19 protein-coding genes are annotated in these 18008 nt (G+C 56.1%); 11 read left to right on the forward strand and 8 right to left on the reverse strand.

Annotation, left to right across the window (positions count from 1 at the left end):
- Window positions 1–309 precede the first annotated feature (309 nt).
- The 7 genes from ACR0DY_RS14805 to ACR0DY_RS14835 all read left to right on the forward strand — a co-directional run bounded on the left by ACR0DY_RS14805 (window position 310) and on the right by ACR0DY_RS14835 (window position 6050).
- Complete coding sequence (locus ACR0DY_RS14805) at window positions 310–1464, forward strand: phosphoserine transaminase (protein WP_480474210.1); 1155 nt, start codon at window positions 310–312, stop codon at window positions 1462–1464.
- A 96-nt stretch (window positions 1465–1560) separates the two neighbouring features.
- Window positions 1561–3156: a phosphoglycerate dehydrogenase gene (serA, locus tag ACR0DY_RS14810; RefSeq protein ID WP_480546635.1), complete on the forward strand. Its 1596-nt coding sequence runs from the start codon at window positions 1561–1563 to the stop codon at window positions 3154–3156.
- 121 nt (window positions 3157–3277) lie between these two features.
- A complete protein-coding gene (locus tag ACR0DY_RS14815; protein ID WP_480546633.1) occupies window positions 3278–4006 on the forward strand; it encodes a metallophosphoesterase family protein in 729 nt (242 codons plus the stop codon).
- A 35-nt stretch (window positions 4007–4041) separates the two neighbouring features.
- A complete protein-coding gene (gene serB, locus ACR0DY_RS14820) occupies window positions 4042–4920 on the forward strand; it encodes a phosphoserine phosphatase SerB (protein ID WP_480546631.1) in 879 nt (292 codons plus the stop codon).
- Window positions 4921–4961: 41 nt separating this feature from the next.
- Window positions 4962–5291 (forward strand): ArsR/SmtB family transcription factor, encoded by a 330-nt coding sequence (locus ACR0DY_RS14825; RefSeq protein ID WP_480493917.1) that lies wholly within the window; start codon window positions 4962–4964, stop codon window positions 5289–5291.
- Window positions 5279–5707, forward strand: a complete 429-nt coding sequence (locus ACR0DY_RS14830; RefSeq protein ID WP_480546629.1) for an SRPBCC family protein — start codon at window positions 5279–5281, stop codon at window positions 5705–5707. Before ACR0DY_RS14825 ends, ACR0DY_RS14830 begins: the two co-directional genes overlap by 13 nt.
- A 22-nt stretch (window positions 5708–5729) precedes the next feature.
- Entirely contained in the window at window positions 5730–6050 is a 321-nt protein-coding gene (locus tag ACR0DY_RS14835) for a YciI family protein (RefSeq protein WP_209505048.1), read from the forward strand.
- Between the two features lie 5 nt (window positions 6051–6055).
- Here the strand turns inward: ACR0DY_RS14835 and ACR0DY_RS14840 are convergent, their stop codons facing one another.
- Complete coding sequence (locus tag ACR0DY_RS14840) at window positions 6056–7054, reverse strand: asparaginase (protein ID WP_480546627.1); 999 nt, start codon at window positions 7052–7054, stop codon at window positions 6056–6058.
- A gap of 179 nt (window positions 7055–7233) precedes the next feature.
- Here ACR0DY_RS14840 and ACR0DY_RS14845 point away from each other — a divergent pair, with 179 nt between their 5' ends.
- On the forward strand, window positions 7234–7770 hold the full coding sequence (locus ACR0DY_RS14845; protein ID WP_209505046.1) for an invasion associated locus B family protein: 537 nt from the start codon (window positions 7234–7236) through the stop codon (window positions 7768–7770).
- A 194-nt stretch (window positions 7771–7964) separates the two neighbouring features.
- On the opposite strand, the gene ACR0DY_RS14850 is transcribed toward ACR0DY_RS14845, so the two are convergent.
- Genes ACR0DY_RS14850 through ACR0DY_RS14870 form a run of 5 tightly spaced genes read right to left on the reverse strand, consistent with a single transcriptional unit; the run spans window position 7965 to window position 12758 of the window.
- The gene (locus tag ACR0DY_RS14850) at window positions 7965–8723 is read right to left on the reverse strand and encodes an SDR family NAD(P)-dependent oxidoreductase (RefSeq protein WP_480484404.1); all 759 of its coding nucleotides are present in this window, start codon (window positions 8721–8723) and stop codon (window positions 7965–7967) included.
- 18 nt (window positions 8724–8741) lie between these two features.
- Window positions 8742–9563, reverse strand: coding sequence for an ABC transporter permease (locus ACR0DY_RS14855; RefSeq protein WP_171176822.1), 822 nt, complete (start codon window positions 9561–9563; stop codon window positions 8742–8744).
- A gap of 7 nt (window positions 9564–9570) precedes the next feature.
- Window positions 9571–10422 (reverse strand): ABC transporter permease, encoded by an 852-nt coding sequence (locus ACR0DY_RS14860; protein ID WP_171176820.1) that lies wholly within the window; start codon window positions 10420–10422, stop codon window positions 9571–9573.
- A gap of 37 nt (window positions 10423–10459) precedes the next feature.
- A complete protein-coding gene (locus tag ACR0DY_RS14865; RefSeq protein ID WP_480546625.1) occupies window positions 10460–11623 on the reverse strand; it encodes an ABC transporter substrate-binding protein in 1164 nt (387 codons plus the stop codon).
- Between the two features lie 34 nt (window positions 11624–11657).
- Window positions 11658–12758, reverse strand: coding sequence for an ABC transporter ATP-binding protein (locus tag ACR0DY_RS14870; protein ID WP_253282989.1), 1101 nt, complete (start codon window positions 12756–12758; stop codon window positions 11658–11660).
- A 165-nt stretch (window positions 12759–12923) separates the two neighbouring features.
- On the opposite strand from ACR0DY_RS14870, the gene ACR0DY_RS14875 reads away from it, so the two are divergent.
- Window positions 12924–13679 (forward strand): helix-turn-helix transcriptional regulator, encoded by a 756-nt coding sequence (locus tag ACR0DY_RS14875; RefSeq protein WP_170463244.1) that lies wholly within the window; start codon window positions 12924–12926, stop codon window positions 13677–13679.
- 236 nt (window positions 13680–13915) lie between these two features.
- Window positions 13916–14119 carry a hypothetical protein gene (locus ACR0DY_RS14880; RefSeq protein WP_170666102.1) on the forward strand — a complete coding sequence of 68 codons (204 nt, stop codon included), beginning with the start codon at window positions 13916–13918 and terminating at the stop codon, window positions 14117–14119.
- A 353-nt stretch (window positions 14120–14472) separates the two neighbouring features.
- Here the strand turns inward: ACR0DY_RS14880 and ACR0DY_RS14885 are convergent, their stop codons facing one another.
- Together ACR0DY_RS14885 and ACR0DY_RS14890 are read right to left on the reverse strand one after the other, a co-directional pair.
- The gene (locus ACR0DY_RS14885) at window positions 14473–15771 is read right to left on the reverse strand and encodes a nucleotide disphospho-sugar-binding domain-containing protein (RefSeq protein ID WP_480826862.1); all 1299 of its coding nucleotides are present in this window, start codon (window positions 15769–15771) and stop codon (window positions 14473–14475) included.
- Window positions 15772–15775: 4 nt separating this feature from the next.
- A complete protein-coding gene (locus ACR0DY_RS14890; RefSeq protein ID WP_170666104.1) occupies window positions 15776–16894 on the reverse strand; it encodes a GntR family transcriptional regulator in 1119 nt (372 codons plus the stop codon).
- Here ACR0DY_RS14890 and ACR0DY_RS14895 point away from each other — a divergent pair.
- Entirely contained in the window at window positions 16878–17948 is a 1071-nt protein-coding gene (locus tag ACR0DY_RS14895; RefSeq protein ID WP_480487436.1) for a polyamine ABC transporter substrate-binding protein, read from the forward strand. The two genes, ACR0DY_RS14890 and ACR0DY_RS14895, sit on opposite strands and share 17 nt — an antisense overlap.
- Window positions 17949–18008: the final 60 nt, after the last annotated feature.

An 18008-nucleotide genomic window follows, 5' to 3' on the forward strand; every position in this document is an offset into this window, starting at 1 on the left:
TGGGCGTCGACAAATACTGGTCCCCCGTCAACCGCGTCGACAACGCATACGGCGACCGAAACCTCGTCTGCACATGCCCACCAATGACAGAATACGAAGACGCCGCTGAGTAACACAACCAAACCCCGCCGAGACATCGGCGGGGTTTTTCGCCAATCGGAAACCCGTGTTCTGATTTGTGTCCGTTTCAGATGTCGTTTTTACCCGGTAAAGCGTCTTTTCCGCTTGCTGCAGGTGCGAAGGCCTCCTAGGTCTGTCCGTGGGACACCCCTCCCCAACGAGGGGCGTGTATCTGGAAGGGTAATACACATGACGATCGAACAACCGGCGACGCGGCCGGCAAATCCGCGCTTTTCTTCGGGCCCCTGTGCCAAACCCCCCACATTTGACCTGACAAAACTGGCCGATGCCGCATTGGGCCGGTCGCACCGCGCCGCTGTCGGCAAGGACAAGCTGAAGGCGGCCATCGAAGGCACGCGCGAGATTCTGGGCATTCCGGCGGATTACCGCATTGGCATCGTTCCCGCCTCGGACACCGGCGCGGTTGAAATGGCGCTGTGGTCTTTGCTGGGTGCGCGCAAGGTCGAGATGCTGGCCTGGGAAAGCTTTGGGTCCGGCTGGGTGACCGATGTGGTCAAGCAGTTGAAAATCGACGCCGAGGTGAAGACCGCGGATTACGGGCAGATCGTTGATCTGGCCTCGGTCGATTTCGCAAATGACGTGGTGTTCACGTGGAACGGCACAACCTCGGGTGTACGGGTACCCAATGGCGACTGGATTGCCGATGACCGCCAGGGCCTGACGATCTGCGATGCAACCTCGGCGGCCTTTGCGATGGATCTGCCCTGGGACAAGCTGGATGTAACAACCTTCAGCTGGCAGAAAGTGCTGGGCGGCGAAGCGGCCCACGGGATGCTGATCCTCAGCCCGCGCGCCGTTGAACGGCTGGAAAGCTATACCCCCGCATGGCCGCTGCCCAAGATTTTCCGCCTGACCAAGGGCGGCAAACTGATCGAAGGCATCTTTACCGGGGCAACGATCAACACGCCGTCAATGCTGGCGGTCGAAGATTATCTGTTTGCGCTGGACTGGGCGCGATCGGTGGGCGGATTGCAGGGGCTGATCGCGCGTGCGGATGCCAATGCGGGTGCGGTACACGCGTTCTGCGACCAGAACGGCTGGATCGCAAACCTGGCAGAGGATGAGGCGACACGGTCGAACACTTCGGTCTGCCTGAAGTTCACCGACGCGCGTATTCAGGACGGTGCAGCCTTTGCCAAGGCAGTCGCCAAGCGACTTGAAGCCGAGAATATCGCACTTGATATCGGCGCTTATCGCGACGCGCCTGCGGGCCTGCGCATCTGGTGCGGCGGTACGGTTGAAACCTCGGATATTCAGGCGATGCTGCCCTGGCTGGCATGGGCCTTTGCGACCGAGATCAAAGCGCAGGCGCAGGCTGCCTGAGTTTCATGTGCCGGGCTGAAGCCCGGCCTACCCCATCACTGATGTAAGGCGGGCGTCAGCGCGCTACCCCCTGAAGAATTCAAAGGACCAACCAAAATGGCTCCCAAAGTACTCGTATCCGACAATCTCAGCGAAACCGCAGTGCAGATTTTCCGCGACCGCGGCATCGACGTGGATTTCATGCCCGAGCTGGGCAAAGACAAAGACAAGCTTGCCGAGGTGATCGGTCAATATGATGGCCTCGCCATCCGTTCGGCAACCAAGGTTACACCGACCCTTCTGGAAAAAGCCGACAGGCTGAAGGTCATCGGCCGCGCCGGGATCGGCACCGACAATGTCGACAAAGAGGCAGCCTCGAAAAAAGGGGTGATCGTGATGAACACACCCTTCGGCAACATGATCACCACCGCCGAACACGCCATCGCGATGATGTTCGCCGTGGCGCGGCAGATCCCCGAGGCCAGCACCTCGACCCATGCGGGCAAGTGGGAAAAGTCCAAGTTCATGGGGATCGAGCTGACCAACAAGACACTGGGCGTGATCGGTGCCGGCAACATTGGTGGCATCGTGTGCGAACGCGCGTTGGGCCTGAAGATGAAGGTTGTCGCCTATGATCCTTATCTGGGCGAAGAGAAAGCCTCTAAGATGGGCGTCGAAAAGGTCGAGCTGGATGAACTGCTGGCGCGTGCCGATTTCATCACCCTGCATGTGCCGCTGACGGATCAGACTCGCAACATCCTGAGCCGCGAGAATCTGGCCAAAACCAAAAAGGGTGTACGGATCATCAACTGTGCCCGTGGCGGTCTGGTCGATGAAGTGGCGCTGGCCGAGATGCTGCAATCCGGCCATGTTGCCGGAGCGGCCTTTGACGTGTTCAGCGAGGAACCCGCCAAGGACAACGCATTGTTCAACCTGCCCAACGTGGTCTGCACGCCCCATCTGGGCGCGGCGACGACCGAGGCGCAGGAGAACGTGGCCTTGCAGGTGGCTGAACAGATTTCGAACTACCTGCTGACAGGCGCGGTCGAGAACGCGCTGAACATGCCCAGCGTGACCGCTGAAGAAGCCAAGCTGATGGGGCCGTGGATCAAGCTGGCAGGTCATCTGGGCAGCTTCATCGGCCAGATGACGGACGAGCCGGTCAAGGCGATCAACATCCTCTATGACGGTGTGGCCGCTGAAATGAACCTGGCCGCGCTGAACTGTTCGGTGGTCGCGGGGATCATGAAAAAGTTCAACCCCGAGGTGAACATGGTCTCGGCCCCTGTGGTCGCGAAAGAGCGCGGGATCAAAATCTCGACCACCAATCAGGACAAGTCGGGTGTTTTTGATGGCTATATCAAAGTCACAGTCGTAACGGACAAGCGTGAACGGTCGATCGCTGGCACGGTGTTCAGCGATGGCAAGCCGCGCTTTATCCAGATCAAGGGCATCAATATCGATGCCGAGGTCGGCGCTCATATGCTGTACACCACCAACGAAGACGTGCCCGGCATCATCGGCACGCTGGGTCAAACCATGGGTGAAAACAACGTCAACATCGCCAACTTTACCCTCGGCCGCGCAGAGGCCGGAGGCGAAGCCATTGCATTGCTCTATGTCGACGAACCGGTCCCGGCCGAAGCGCGGGCGAAGCTTGCCGAAACAGGCCTGTTCACGCAGATCAAGCCGCTGGAATTCGACGTCGCCTGATCGGGGCTGTTGAGTTTGAGGAACAGTTCAGGACCCGGTTATGCGAATATCCGGGTCCTTTGTTCTCTCAAACCATGATCTGAGGCACAAGCAAGCTGAACTTTATCGCCGGAGGCCGTCTATGACGCAGCCAATCTATGTTATTGGTGATCTGCACGGGCAGGTGGCTGAGCTGGAGCGCGCGCTGTCCCTGATCCAAAGCGACGGCGGCCCCGATGCTCAGATCGTGTTTCTGGGTGACTACGTTGACCGCGGCCCTGACAGTCGCGGGCTGATCGAACGCCTGATTGCCGGGCGTGATGCGGGTCGGAACTGGATCACTCTGCTGGGCAATCACGACCGCATGTTTGCCTGGTTCATGGAGGACACGCCGCGCCACGATCCGCATTTGTTGGTGGGATACCACTGGCTGCATGACAGGTTGGGCGGGGTCGAAACCCTGCGCAGCTATGGGGTGGAATTCGAAGGTCAGATCCGCCTTGAAAACCTGCACCGTATGGCTCAGACAGCCGTGCCGAAGTCGCACCTGACCTTCCTGCGCGATCTGGTGGCGATGCATCAGACGCCCGAGATTGCCTTTGTTCATGCGGGTATCCGTCCGGGTGTGCCGCTGAATGAACAGAAGGCAAGTGATCTGATCTGGATCAGACAGGACTTCCACGACTACCACGGCCCGCATCCCAAACTGATCGTTCATGGTCACACGCCTGTGGATCAGGCGACGCATTATGGCAACCGGATCAATCTGGACACGGGGGCCGGATACGGACGCCCGACGGGCGTCGCCGTATTCGAGGGACAGAATTGCTGGGAACTGACCGAACAAGGTCGAACACTGTTGACGCCCTGACCGTCCCGCATGGGTATGACACTGGAGATTGGAATATGTACGTCGCCACTTTGCTGACCAACCCGGTTGCACCCTCGCTGGACCGTGCCTTGCCTGAATCGCTGCGCAACGCGTGGGGCGGTGGAGATGTCCTGTGGCTCAGCCCGGACGAGGCGGTCGAGTTTGAGCTGAGTGACATGCCCGCCAATCGCTGGGACGTTTGGGCAGACTTGCAAGGCATGGGCGTGGACCTGATTGTGCAGCCCGCACAGGGGCGGCGCAAAAAGATGCTGTTGGCCGATATGGACAGCACCATGATCCAGCAGGAATGCATTGACGAACTGGCGGATGAGGCTGGCGTCGGCGAAAGGGTCAAGGACATCACCGCCCGCGCCATGAACGGAGAGCTGGATTTCGAAGGTGCCCTGATCGAACGGGTTGGCCTGCTGAAGGATCTGGATGAAAGCGTCATTGGCAAAGTCCTGCGCGAACGGATCACCCTGATGCCCGGCGGGCAGGCGTTGCTGGCAACGATGCGGGCCAACGGAGCCTATGCTGCACTGGTGTCCGGTGGCTTTACCGCCTTCACCGCGCGGGTGGCAGAGCTGCTGGGGTTCGATGAAAACCGCGCCAACACTCTGCTGGCCGCAGATGGCAAACTGACGGGCGATGTGGCGCGTCCCATATTGGGGCGGCAAGCCAAGATCGAGGCGCTTGAGCAGATTTCCACGCGTCTTGGGTTGTCCGAAAATGACGTGATCGCCGTGGGCGACGGGGCCAATGATCTGGGCATGCTGGGGCGGGCCGGAACCGGCGTTGCCCTTCATGCCAAGCCGTCGGTGGCTGCGAAATGCGACGTGCGGGTGAATCACGGCGACCTGACGGCACTGCTTTACCTGCAAGGGTACAGTCGCGCGGATTTTGTCGAATCCTGACAGGGCTTTTCATTATTTAACATTTGTGTTAAATAGTGGTCATGAGCACGCTTCTGACCACCTTTTCCGCTTTGTCCGATGCCACCCGGTTCTCGATTGTCGAGCAGCTGATGGAGCAGGGCGAACTGCCCGCCGGTGACCTGATCGAAGGGCGCGGAATGTCCGGTGCTGCGATTTCGCGCCATCTGAAAGTGTTGCGCGAGGCAGGGTTGGTGCAGCAGCGCGTGCGGGGCACCCAACGGATGTACTCCATCCGGTCCGACGGGCTGCGGATGATTGCCGACTGGACGATCTCCAAACGGCAATTCTGGGAAAGCAGCCTCGATCGCCTCAGTGATATCATCGAAAGGGAGAAGTCATGGCCGACCTGAAACTGGAACGGGACTTCCCCGTCAGCCCAGAGGATCTGTTTGCATGGATCAGCGACGGCAGCCGGTTGTTGCAATGGTGGGGGCCCGAAGGGATGCATGTCCCCGAGCATAATCTGGATTTCTCGCGCACCGGCCCGTGGTATTCGGTCATGGAAAACAGCGAGGGCCAGCAATACAAGGTCTCGGGCCACGTCACGCATGTCGACCCTCCAAACTCGGTGGGGTTTACCTGGGGCTGGCATGACGATCAGGATCAGCGCGGGGCCGAAAGCCACGTCACCTTCACAGTCACAGCGACAGGCACGGGGTCACGCCTGGTTTTGGACCACCGCGAACTGGCCGATGCCGAAGCAGCCGCGAACCACAACCAGGGCTGGACATCTTCGCTGCGCAAACTCGAAGCGAAGTGCAAATAAGGTTTCATCAGGGAGGAGCGATATGCCCCAATATTTGTTTGTCTATCACGGGGGACACACCCCGACCGACCCCGCCGAGATCGAGGCGACCATGGCCGCTTGGGGCGCATGGTTTCAGGGTATGGCCGAAGCGTTAGAGATCCCCGGCAACCCGGTCGGACAGTCCTATACGGTCAGCAGCAGCGGGGTTGTCGACAATGGCGGTGCGAACCCGGCCTCGGGCTTTACCGTAATCAAGGCCGACAGCATCGACGCCGCGACCGAGATGGCCAAGGGCTGTCCGATGGTCGTCAACGGTTCGGGCTCGGTCGAGGTGGCCGAGGTGCACGAGATCGAGATGTAGCGGCCTTAGCCGGGGAAACCCGGCGCAGGTTTGATCACGCCGCATTCCAGCCCCCGGCGGCTGTATTGCGTGGCGTTCATGAATTTGCGGGTGGCCGGGTGATCGGCCTCCAGCACACCAAGGCTCACCAGAATAGCGGCGATGGCACATTCGCTGGCCCGTGTGGTGCCATCGGTGATCTTCAACGCAACGCCCATGCGTTTTTCCGGGATGATGGCCACAAACACCGCCTCGGCCCCGGTCTTGATGGCGACGCGCCCGTTCATGGCGCGCATCAGTTCGGTGCAGGCACGGGTCTCACCGGCTACCAGTTCCGGGTGTTTCACCATTGCCGCCACCAATTGCACCGCCGCCTCGCTGGAACGGTCGGACCGATCCGAGGCGCTTGCGAACCACGCCATCGACCGGGCCAGCCCGGCCAGCGACACGGCGAAATTCGGGGCGGAACAGCCGTCAATACCGTAACCGGGGCTGGTTTCGCCTGACGTCTCTTCGATGGCAGACAAGCAGGCCTGTTGCACCGGGTGATCAATTTCCAGATATTCCGGCCCTGCGCCCATATGCTGACCCAGTGTCAGGAAACCACAATGCTTGCCGGAACAATTGTTGTGGATCTGGCACGGGGTGTCATCCGCCAGGATCAGCCGATCCCGCGCGGCAGTGTCTGCCGGCTCCTGTGGCCCGCAGCGCAAGTCGTGCTCGCTCAGCCCCAGATGATCAAGCCACGCCGTCACGCGGTCGGTATGGATCGCGGCCCCATTGTGGGACGCGCAGGCCAGCGCAAGATGTTCGCTGTTCAATCCGTATTTTGCCGCGGCTCCTGACGTGACCAGCGGAAGCGCCTGAATCATCTTGGCGGATGAGCGCGGATAGATAACCGCTTGCGGGTCGCCCCAGCTGCGCACGATCTGGCCGGTGTCGTCGCAGATGACCGCGTGGCCCAGATGCAGGCTTTCCAGCAAGTTGCCGCGCCACAGTTCTGTCATTGCTACGGGCTGCGTCATCAGGACCTCCGAAATTTATGCGCAAAATTCTGCCAATCGCCCTTTCGCCTGTGGCGAAACCTGCGTTAGTGTGTGTATGTCGGCAATCATCGGAATGCGCAACGGAATAGACGGGCCGGAAGGGTTCGCAGCCATGTCCGATGGATTTGAGGTATCGGTCGAGCTAGGAGGCTGGACAAATGGGATCAATGCTCGTTCGTACGATTGCGGGCCTGTGTGTGGCAGGCATCGCCGCAACGTCTGCACTCGCCCAACAGGCGACAAGCACAAACCGGGTTGCTGCAAAAACGGACTGGAGCGTTTTTGTCGAAGATGATCCCACCGAATGCTGGAGCGTTTCGGCCCCCAAGGAAACCGTGAACACCCGGGGCGGGCGTGTCGTATCCGTTCGGCGCAGCGACATCCTGTTGTTTGTGTTCTATCGCCCCAATGCCGAGGTCAAAGGACAAGTGACCTTTACCGGCGGCTACCCGTTTGCTCCTGGATCGACGGTGAACCTGAATGTCGACGGGTCCGAGTTTGAACTGTTCACCGAAGGTGAGTGGGCCTGGCCCGCATCAGATGCAGATGACGCCAAGATCGTCACCGCGCTGAAACGCGGAACCGAGGCTGTTCTGACTGCCCGGTCCGAACGCGGCACACAAACCAAGGACACCTTCTCGCTGCTGGGCTTTACCGCAGCAATCGAAGACGCTGAAAAGCGCTGCACCAAGTAAGCACCCCGACCTAAGCAAATGGTCCCGTCTTTGGCGGGGCTTTTCTTATGTGGACTTCCGTCAAGTGGGTCAGTCCATGCTGCGATTGCTCAATCCGCCCTCAAATGGCAGGATTGAGCCCAAAGCGGACTGAAATGTGCTCACCAAAAATGAAGTGCGGCGATAGACATTCTCTTGAGCGGTCTAACCCATCACTAAATGCATTCACCGCCATCGATAACCAAGGCTTGCCCCGTCATAAAAGCGGATTCATCTGAAGCTAAATAGACGATCCCATGGCCAATCTCTTCAACTGTCGCCCACCGACTCATAGGGATCGCCTGCTCGATGTAGCTTTCCAGTTTGGCACGGCCACCCATCTGCTTTTCGAAGCCTGCATTGAAGGGGGTGTCTACAAATCCTGGACAAAGGGCATTGAAACGGATTGCATGGACGGCGTAGTCGGCTGCCATCTGCCGGACCATCGCAACAGCTGCGTGCTTTGTAGTCGCATAGGCGATCATGCCCCGGTCGTATTGAACCCCAGAATTGGAGGCCGTGACGATCACGCTGCCTCCACCTTGTGATTTCATATGGGGGACGGCTGCGCGCGCGGCAATGAAGTGAGCGCGGACATTCAATGCCCAAGAAGCATCCATTCCATCTGGTTCCACTTCTTCCAGCGTTCCTTCGATCTGCAACCCAGCATGAGAGTGCAACACGTCAAGCCGACCGAAGTTTTTTACTGCTTCGTCTATGGCTTTGGTAAGGGCATCGTCATCGGTCACATCAAGCTGTATGGCAGATGCTTGATTCCCCTGCGCAACGATCGCGGCCACAGTGGCTTCAGCAAGTGCTGCATCGCGATCCGTTACCACAACATGCGCACCCTCTTGTGCCATTGCCATTGAACCCGCCCGACCAATTCCTGATCCCGCGCCCGTCACGAGCGCGACTTTACCTGCAAGCCGCATTTCACTTGGCTCCTTTATTTAACTATTCGATTTTGAGGCGCCTCGGCGCAAAAGCAGTTGCGCTGCAACGAGCAACAAGAGCGACGCGCCCATAACCATAGTGCCGATGGCATTGATCTCGGGCGTTACGCCGCGCCGGATGGATGAGAATATGTAGATAGGCAGGGTTGTTTCTGAGCCAGCTACGAAGAACGCTATGATGAAATCATCAAATGAGAAAGTGAAGCTGAGCAGGAAGCCCGCCAAAATTGCCGGTGCTATCAACGGCAGGGTCACCTGCCGAAAGGTGCCCCAGGGCGTCGCAAAGAGGTCAGCCGATGCTTCCATGAGGGCACGGTCCATACCCGATAGCCTTGCACGTACGATGATTATGACCAGCGCCATTGTGAACATGGTGTGTGCGGCGACAAGCGTGGGCATCCCCATGGAAAGTTGCGGGGGATTTGCTCCATCGGGCCATAGGCTCGCAAGAAGCGGGTTTAGCCAGCCAAATACGGTGACCAGGGCAATGAGTGTCGCGATACCGATGACGATACCTGGTATCATTATCGCAATATAAATCATCGCATCGAATAAAGTTCGGAGCCATCCCTTAACCCCTTGTAAAGCGATGGCCGCCATGGTTCCGAGTGTGGATGCGAGGCAAGCAGTTATGAATGCCGCAAGCAGACTGGTCTCGAGCGCGTCCATAACAAATGGGTTGTTGAGCGCTTTGCCATACCATCGGGTCGAGAACCCCATGAACTGGCTTGCGTGTCGTCCGGCATTAAAGCTGAAAAGCGCGATGATGCCGATTGGAATATAGAGAAAAAGGTAGACGCAAATCGCGTACAAGCGCATCGGACCCTCACATCAGCGAGACATCTTCGCGCTGGCCACCCAGGCGCGAGATGAATTTCATGTAAATTGAGACAGTGACAAGCATTACGACAACCAGCGTCATTGCGACCGCCGATCCGTACGCCCAGTTTCGAGACTGCAGGAACAGGTCCACCAGCGCATTTCCGACGAAAAACACTTTTCCGCCACCTAAGATCGCTGGGATCAGAAATTCGCCCATGAGTAGGATGAAGACCAGCATGCAGCCAGTTGCGATACCTGGTATTGACAGAGGAAGTGTTACCTGACGGAACGTACGCCACGGAGTAGAGCCGAGATCCGCTGAGGCTTCCAGAAGGCGTTTATCCAGTTTGTCCAAGCTTACAAAAATTGGGAAAACCATCAACGGTAGATACCCATAGACAATCCCCACAAGCACAGAGAACGGCGTATTTATCAGGCGGACATCATCGATGCCGATCGACTCTAGTAAAGCGGGCAAGCCACGCCCCCCAAGGATGAAAATCCATGCGTATGATCGGATCAGGATCGATGTCCAGAACGGCACGATCACCAGGATCAACAGCGAAGTTCTCCACTTTGGTGAACAACGCACCGCAAGAAAGTAGGCGAGCGGGTAGGCAATTACCAACGCAGCGATAGTCCCCAGAGGTGCAAGGATCAAGGTGTTCTTAAACGCCGTCCATCGCGCAGGAAGGTTGGCATATTGTTCCAAAGTGAACGCTGGAACATAGCCTCCGGCGGCACCCCGTTCGCCAAAGGAAAAGACGAAGACGACCAGTAGTGGAAGGGCAAGCATTACCAAAAGCCATATTCCTGCCGGTGCCAGCAACAGTGCTTTTCTGCCTCGTTCGGTCATATTGTCCTCGTCTTTTCCGATATTGCGGCCTTGCCGCTTAGGCCGACTTGAAGCGGGCGAGCAACTCGGCACGGTTTGGATCGGTTAGCGTAGCCGCCGCGCCAAACTCGAGCGCATTCAGAAGGTCAGCTGCCGGATAAAGGATCGGATCTTCCAGCAATTCCTTCGGCAGCAACGCATTGGTGCGAGCATCAGCCGATGGATAGCCATGAGCGAGGACTTCTTTCGCATTAACTTCCGGGTTCAGCAGGAAGTCGATCAAGGCATAAGCGGCATCCATATGGGGTGCGCCCTTAGGAATAGCGTAGTAGTCGGACCAGAGTTCACCGCCCTCGGCTCCCAGAACGTAGGCGATTTCAGGCATGTCGACATTCATCTGCTTGCCGTCACCTGTCCAGCACATCGTCATCCACGCGTCACCGTTACGCATCGGTGGCTGATAATCCGACGAGATTGCAAACAGATGCGGTTTAGCATCCAGCAACAATTTCTCGGCATCCGCCAGTTCCTTCTCATCGACCGAGTTGAAGGAGTAGCCGAAGTATTTCAGGGCATTACCGATGGTGGTGAGTTGGTAATCATGCACCATTGTCCGACCTGAGTAACCTTCCATAGTAAGGTCCCAGAACTCTTTCCAAGTGGTTGGAGTCGGAGCGCCGTCAAGCTTACTAGTATTCACTGCAAAGCCGGTCGTGCCCCAGTTTTTCGGCACCGCGTAAAGCTGGCCATCGACAGAGCCGGCATCTGAAAAGCGCTGTTCGAATGAACCTGCGTCGTAGTTTGGCAGTTTGGACGTATCGAGCGGGATGATCAGATCTTCGCCCACATACGTAGTGATCGTGTAATTGGTTGGAACGAACACGTCCCAGCCAGACCCTCCGGCTTGCAGTTTTGCCAACATCTCTTCGTTCGAGCCAAAAACATTGACCTGAACGTGGGCGCCAGTGGCTTCCGTGAAGGCTTCGAAGTTCATCTCGTCATGGTAGTTCGGCCACGTGGCGAGGATCACTCGGTCGCCAATGTCTCCGGCAGCAAATGCCGGGCGTGGACGCAACCCAGGCATAGCCGTGCCCAGAACGGCCGTTGCCATCCCAAGACCTGTCACGCCCAAAAAATGTCGCCGTGTGACCGAACCCTTTTGGTGCCGGCGAAGCTCTTCCATGAACTTTTGCTTGGAAATAGTCCCATTATCCTTAGTCATTGTGAACCTCTCTGTTGTTGGATTGCGGGATCTGTTAATTTTCCAGGATCAGCAGTGCGCCTTCGCCCCATGAAACAAAGGCCTGTTCTCCTGCATTGAACGTCCCCTCGTTCAATTCCGCTTGCCTTGGCACAAGTACGTGGAAATCACCCAGTGCTTCGTTGCGCGCAAGGTATTCTGTGTGCTCCCCAAGGAAGATCCGATTTTGAATGGTAACTGGCAAAGCAATTTCAGCTGCGGGCAGCGCGCGGGTCAGCGTGATCTGTTCAGGACGGATACTGACGCAAACTTCCTGCCCTGCATCTATTGGAATCTCCGGAGTTCCGTGCACCTTTTGGCCACTCGCTAAACGCACAGTGATTTGGTCGGCTACTGCGTCAGTTACAGTTGCATCAAAGAAATTTGAGGTGCCTACAAATCCAGCCACGTAGCGGCTGCGGGGCATGTCATAGAGTTCGCGTGGGCTGCCAACCTGCACAATACTGCCGCCTTCCATCACACAAATTCGGTCGGACATTGAAAGCGCTTCTTCTTGGTCGTGCGTGACGAGGACAAAAGTTATTCCCAGTTGTCGTTGCAGGTTCTGCAGTTCAAACTGCATTTCTTTTCGAAGCTTTCGATCCAGAGCAGCCATTGGTTCATCAAGCAGCAAAAGCTTGGGCTCGTTTACGATCGCACGCGCCAAAGCGACGCGTTGCTGCTGACCACCAGACATCTCCCAGATGCGACGTGGGCCAAACCCACCAAGACGGACAGTTTCCAGCGCTTGCTCAACCTTTGTCGCGATTGTTTGTTTGTCTACGCGTGGTCGTCGTTGGCGCAGGCCGTACGCGATGTTGTCGAACACGCTTAGGTGAGGAAAAAGAGCGTAGTGCTGAAACACCATGTTGACTGGGCGATGGTGCGCATCCAAGTCGTTGACGACTTCGCCATCGAGCAACACCTGACCTTCGGTTGGTTTCTCGAAACCCGCCAGCATCCTAAGTGCAGTGGTTTTGCCGCAACCAGATGGGCCTAAGAACGACAGGAACTCTCCTTTCCCAATGGAAAGATTCAGGTCTTTGGCGGCGACCACATTCCCGAAGGTCTTGGTCACTCCTCTGAGTTCCGCAATCGTCTGCATGGTGACGCTCATGTCAAAGCTCATATACTGCTGTTTTCCTTTTGCTTGATTTTTTGGCATTTGCTGGCATACCACTCAAACAAGGAAAAAGTAACAATAACTCGGATTAACTGTATATACCACAATTGGGGTATAGAGGTGCTTTTCGAAAATCTGGAGCGGCGTGTGTACGATTGGATGGAAGAGGCCGGCAGGGTCGTAGAGAAGATCGGAACCCCAGAATTTCCATGTGCTTTGGCAGATGGCTTACGGCAGGTCGCACCATTTGATTTTACGGTGGTGTTTGGCCATGTCGGAACCGAAGCACCAATAGACCTTCACGACGATTTTCCCAAAAGCAAACGGCGTATTTTTGTTGAGGATTACCAAGCAGGGCCCTACGTACTTGATCCATTTTTTTTGGCCGCGACAAAACCGATAACACCGGGTCTGTACCGCATGCGCGATATCGCACCGGACAGGTTCTATCAGGGCGAATACTATCGCAGCTATTACAAAAGGACTGGGTTAGCAGAGGAGATTGGCTACTTTATCGATATCCCAAGCACTGGGATGGTTGTGGTCTCGCTCATGCGATCAGCGAAGCCTTTTTCAGCCAAGGAAATTCGTCATTTGCACGCTCTATGGCCGCTCGTTCGGGCAGCCTGTTGCAAACATTGGAGTGACTTTCCAACGATGGCCCGCGGCGCCGCAGCGAATGGCGTTAGTCGTCGCGTTGATCTAGCATTCCAGGCATTTGGCGATGGCGTTCTGACGCCACGAGAACGAGAAGTCGTTGAGTTCACATTGAAGGGCCATTCGGCAGAAGCTGTTGGCACAATTCTCGGCATCTCTCCAGGCACAGTCCGCATCCACAGACGCAACATTTACGCGAAACTTAGGATCAACTCGCAGGGTGAGCTTTTTTCAAAGTTCATTGAAAAGGCTCTTTAAAAGGTTCCTTGAACACCCACTTTATCCGTTTTGCCGACCTTGCTACCTTGAGACCCGGAAAGCACCAAACATTTGGACGGCACTGTCTGATAGCCAAGGAACCCAAAGTGAGAGGATTGGGACGCCCGGGACCCGTGTCGGGCTAAATTAATACCCGGGAACGCTTTCGGGCCATTGTCTATCTAACCGGATCAGCCGTTTTAAAAATGGCGTCAAGATTCGAAAGGCAAAATTTCATGGACGCACCAGTTATCCAGTTGATTTTTATGTTCATCTTGCTGGTTGTCGTGATCTGGCTTTATATCCTGCCGATCACGATGGCGGGACGGCGCAACCGATCTAGTTTTATCTGGTTCCTGATCGGTTTGGTTGGATCACCCCTTTTGGCTATCCTTTTGCTGCTGGCTCTGGGTGACGCACCCGAGCAACCAACAACCTAATTTTGCGGACGATACCGTCTGACACCCAAAAGGGCTTAACCGGAGGGTATCTAGACGCTCGTGAGCCATAAAGGACTGCTCAGCATGCAATGAGGGTGCCAATTGAGACCCTATACTTCCGAAAGTGAAGACTACTAGTCCTTCTCACTCTCCACAACCGTGTACTGTAAACCCAAGGATGGCCGATTTGTTTGGAGAACCATAGACCGCTTTGCCCGTATTGCTGCCGCTCGCGACATTTCAGCGAGCGTCTGTCTCGAGCCCAAACCGACACTTTAGGTTCAGTGATTTAGAGGTCATTGCGATGCACCCTTCCATCCTTCATGACAAAACGGATGACCGACGGGAATAACCTAGATTCGGTTAGGATTTACACAATCCAGAATTTTCTGAGCAGCTAACTGAACCGACTTTCTCAACTGCATGGTCTCTGAGTTCGCAGCCAGCCGGGCCTTCATCTCTGCGTCCCCAAGGAGTTGGTTAATCGAATTATCCAACTGCTCCGGTGTCCAATCCCATCGATTTACCCTGAGTCCGACACTGGTCTCAACTGCCCGCTGGGCGTTATCGTGTCCGTCCCAGCAATAGGGAAGGATCAGCGACGGGACCCCGAAATACAGCGCTTCGCAAAAGCTGTTGTTGCCGCCGTGGTGAATAAACAGATCGCATTGTTCAACCACGGAAGGCTGCGGAAACCATTCCTGCAGATGAACATTGTCTGGGACTCTGGAATAGGCGTCGATTTGGGCCCCGACATTGACCAGAAACCTCATGTCCATTGTCTTGAATACGTCGAACAGGCTCTCAAAGAATGGGACATCCATGGCACCCAGACTGCCAAAACTCACGTACACCAGAGGCCCGTCGTTACGGGGCATTTGAGGTACACGGTAAGGACCTTCCTGGCGAACGCAGCCTTCGAGAAAGGTGAATTGTCCAGAGTCCAGTACCTGATCACGATCATGGCGAATGATAGATGGCGCTAAAAGAAGGTTTTGATGCGGTGATGTTTCTAGGAACTCACCTTCAGGCAATAGCTCAAGCCCCTTATCCAGGCGAAATTTGTTGTAGCGAGCATGAATTGGGCCAAGGGTCTCCAGGTACTGGTCTCGGAATGCCGCACACCCGGCGGCGTCAGATGCCGGCAGACCGGACAGGTACGGCGGTAGGCAGTTGTCTGGCAACTCGGTTTCCGCGCAAGAAATAACCCTGACCCATGGGCGCTCGGATCGTACGATGGCCGGGAACATGATGACGTTGTCGAGGACGACGACATCTGGGTTGGTCCGCTCTAGCGCCGTTTCCAACCCCTGTTCGACCGATTCCGCTGTCTCGACGATTGCGTTCCAAACGGGCTCTACATAGGTGGTCAGTTGGTCAGTTGGATGCATGTTAAAATGCGGCAGATGATGGCTCAGGAATTCCTGCCAGTAGGTCTGGGTTTCCTCTTCTGTCAACTCTGATTGAACAGGGACGGCGAACTCGTCAAAACCGTAATCTGCGAATACGCCACCAAAGCCACCGTGGGTCAGGAAAACGGGGTGTGCACCCATTGCGCGAAGTTCCTGAGCGATCCCCACACAATTCAGTGCAGCCCCAAAACTAGCTTCGGGGAAAAACGCGATTACGGGTGCTTCCTTGCGGTTCATCATTCACTCACCGGATTGACCCGCAGGTTGCTTGGACTAGCGCCGGAGCACCACGATTGGCGACGCTGGGCCTTTGGTGCATTGAAAGCCGCAAGTGCACCCTCATCTGATCCGCCGCAAGATCGAAATGATCTTGTTCGATGAAATCAAGTATACGCAGATGTTCATCGAGCGCCTGCCTCATCCGAAAGTCGATCATACCGAATGATCCGCCCGGCAGGTGGCGCAACCCATGATGGGCCATGAGAGCAGAAGCTAGATACTGGTTTCCGGACGATCGAGCGATGAGCTTGTGAAAGGCAAGATCCGCGTCTTGAAAATCCTGGCTATTGAAAGAGTTTTCCGACTGCGCCAGAAGCGCTTCGGTCTGGCTGCGGACCAGATCGGCGCGCTTGGTGTCCAACTTGAAACCGTCGGACAGAATGGCCTGCGGTTCCAGTATCAGACGAAATTCGTAGCTCTCTATTCGTCCGGAGCGGTCTCCCGGCATGCGCGTGAAAACCCAGGATTGACCTTCGGCTTTCTGAATCACGCCTTGGGCCAGGAGGGCTTCGAGCGCACGCTGTGCAGCGCTGCGGGAAACCGAATATCTGCGGATCAGGTCTGTGACATTGATGGCACCGTCCAGGCGTCGGGCGCCGCGATCTCGTAGGATGGCACCAGCGAGATCCACACCTGCTCCGACCGCATGCTGGTTGAGTATCGAATGCCCCTTTTCGGGTTCGCATTCTAGGACAAACCCGCCTTCTGCCGCTTTGCGTGCCATCCCCTCCTTTTCCAGCAGCCTCAATGCGGATCTAACCGGAGTGCGAGAGACGCTGCACGAATCAGCAAGGGTTTTTTCCACCAGTCTGTCGCCCTGATGCAAATCGAGATCCATCGCAACATCCAGTATTTTTTGAGCAAGTTTCAAGTATTTGCTTGGTGGCATAAGAAGACGGCTTTCGTCATACCTAGTTAATATACAATAAAAACGGTATCTTAAATGGCTTCTCCGGGCCATACAAAAATGATTCAAAAAAATGTTGAGTTTTATTTCATCAAAAAATACCGTGATTGCATCATATATCTCGCCCCAGAAGCGAGCGCGGATGTCAAGGGAGGAAGACATGACCAACAAGTTCACCAATTCGTTCCGTTTGCCATTTGCTTGGCTCACCACCGGGGCGGCCTGCGCACTCAGCTTATTCGCCGGAGCGGCCCAAGCAGAAAAAATCGTGATCTCGAACTGGGACGGCTACATGCCGCCGGACCTGCTGGAGAATTTCACCAATGAAACAGGTATCGAGGCCGAGCTCTCGGTGCATGGCACTAACGAAGAAATCATGGGCAAGGTCGTAGCCGGTGGAGGCAAGGGCTACGACGTTCTTTTCGTCTCGTCGCCTTTTGCCGAGGCGTTAAACAACCTGGGGCTGGTGGCTGCAATCGACCACGACAAGGTTCCGAATGCCTCTAACCTGTATGACGAAGCTAAAGAACTAGCCCATGATCCGGGCAACAACTATTCAATGCCATACGCTTGGGGCACGACGGGCTTATGCTACCGGTCTGACCTGATGGCAGAGCCAACTTCGTGGAACGATCTGCTCAAACCCTCTGAAGACCTTAAAGGCAAAGTGACAATGCTCTCGACGGATCGCTGGCTGATGGGGGCTGCTGCGCTAGCCCTCGGAAAGTCGCTTAACGATACGTCGGATGAGACGTTGGCGGCTGCAAAGGACCTGCTGGTTGCGGCGAAGCAGGATCTGCTGGCCTACGATGACGCAACTTTTTATCTGAAGTTGGTATCGGGCGAGGCAACGATGGTTCACGCCTGGGATGGCTGGTGCAACTACGGCATCGGTGAAAACGCGGACATCAAGTACACGATACCATCAGAAGGATCGGATCTGTGGGTGGATGCGCTAGTCATCGCGGATGCATCTGAAAACAAAGATGCGGCGCATGCCTTTGTGAACTATGTCTTGGGCGCGGACGTCGGTGTCTGGGTTGCCAGCAATATCCTTTACAAAACGCCGAACAAGGCTGCGATGGAGGCGCTGGACCCGTCCTTGATCGAAACCTTCCCGAACATGGGAATGTCGCCTGCAGACCTTACCAAGTACGAGCAGTTGCGCGATCTCGGCAATGGCCAGAAACCCTTTGCACGGACCGTGACCGAAATCATGGCCGCACAGTAAGTGATCAAACCCTGAGCAAAACCCGACCCGAACAAAGGGTCGGGCCTGTACGACATCACT

Source organism: Ruegeria sp. O6, from assembly GCF_056535045.1.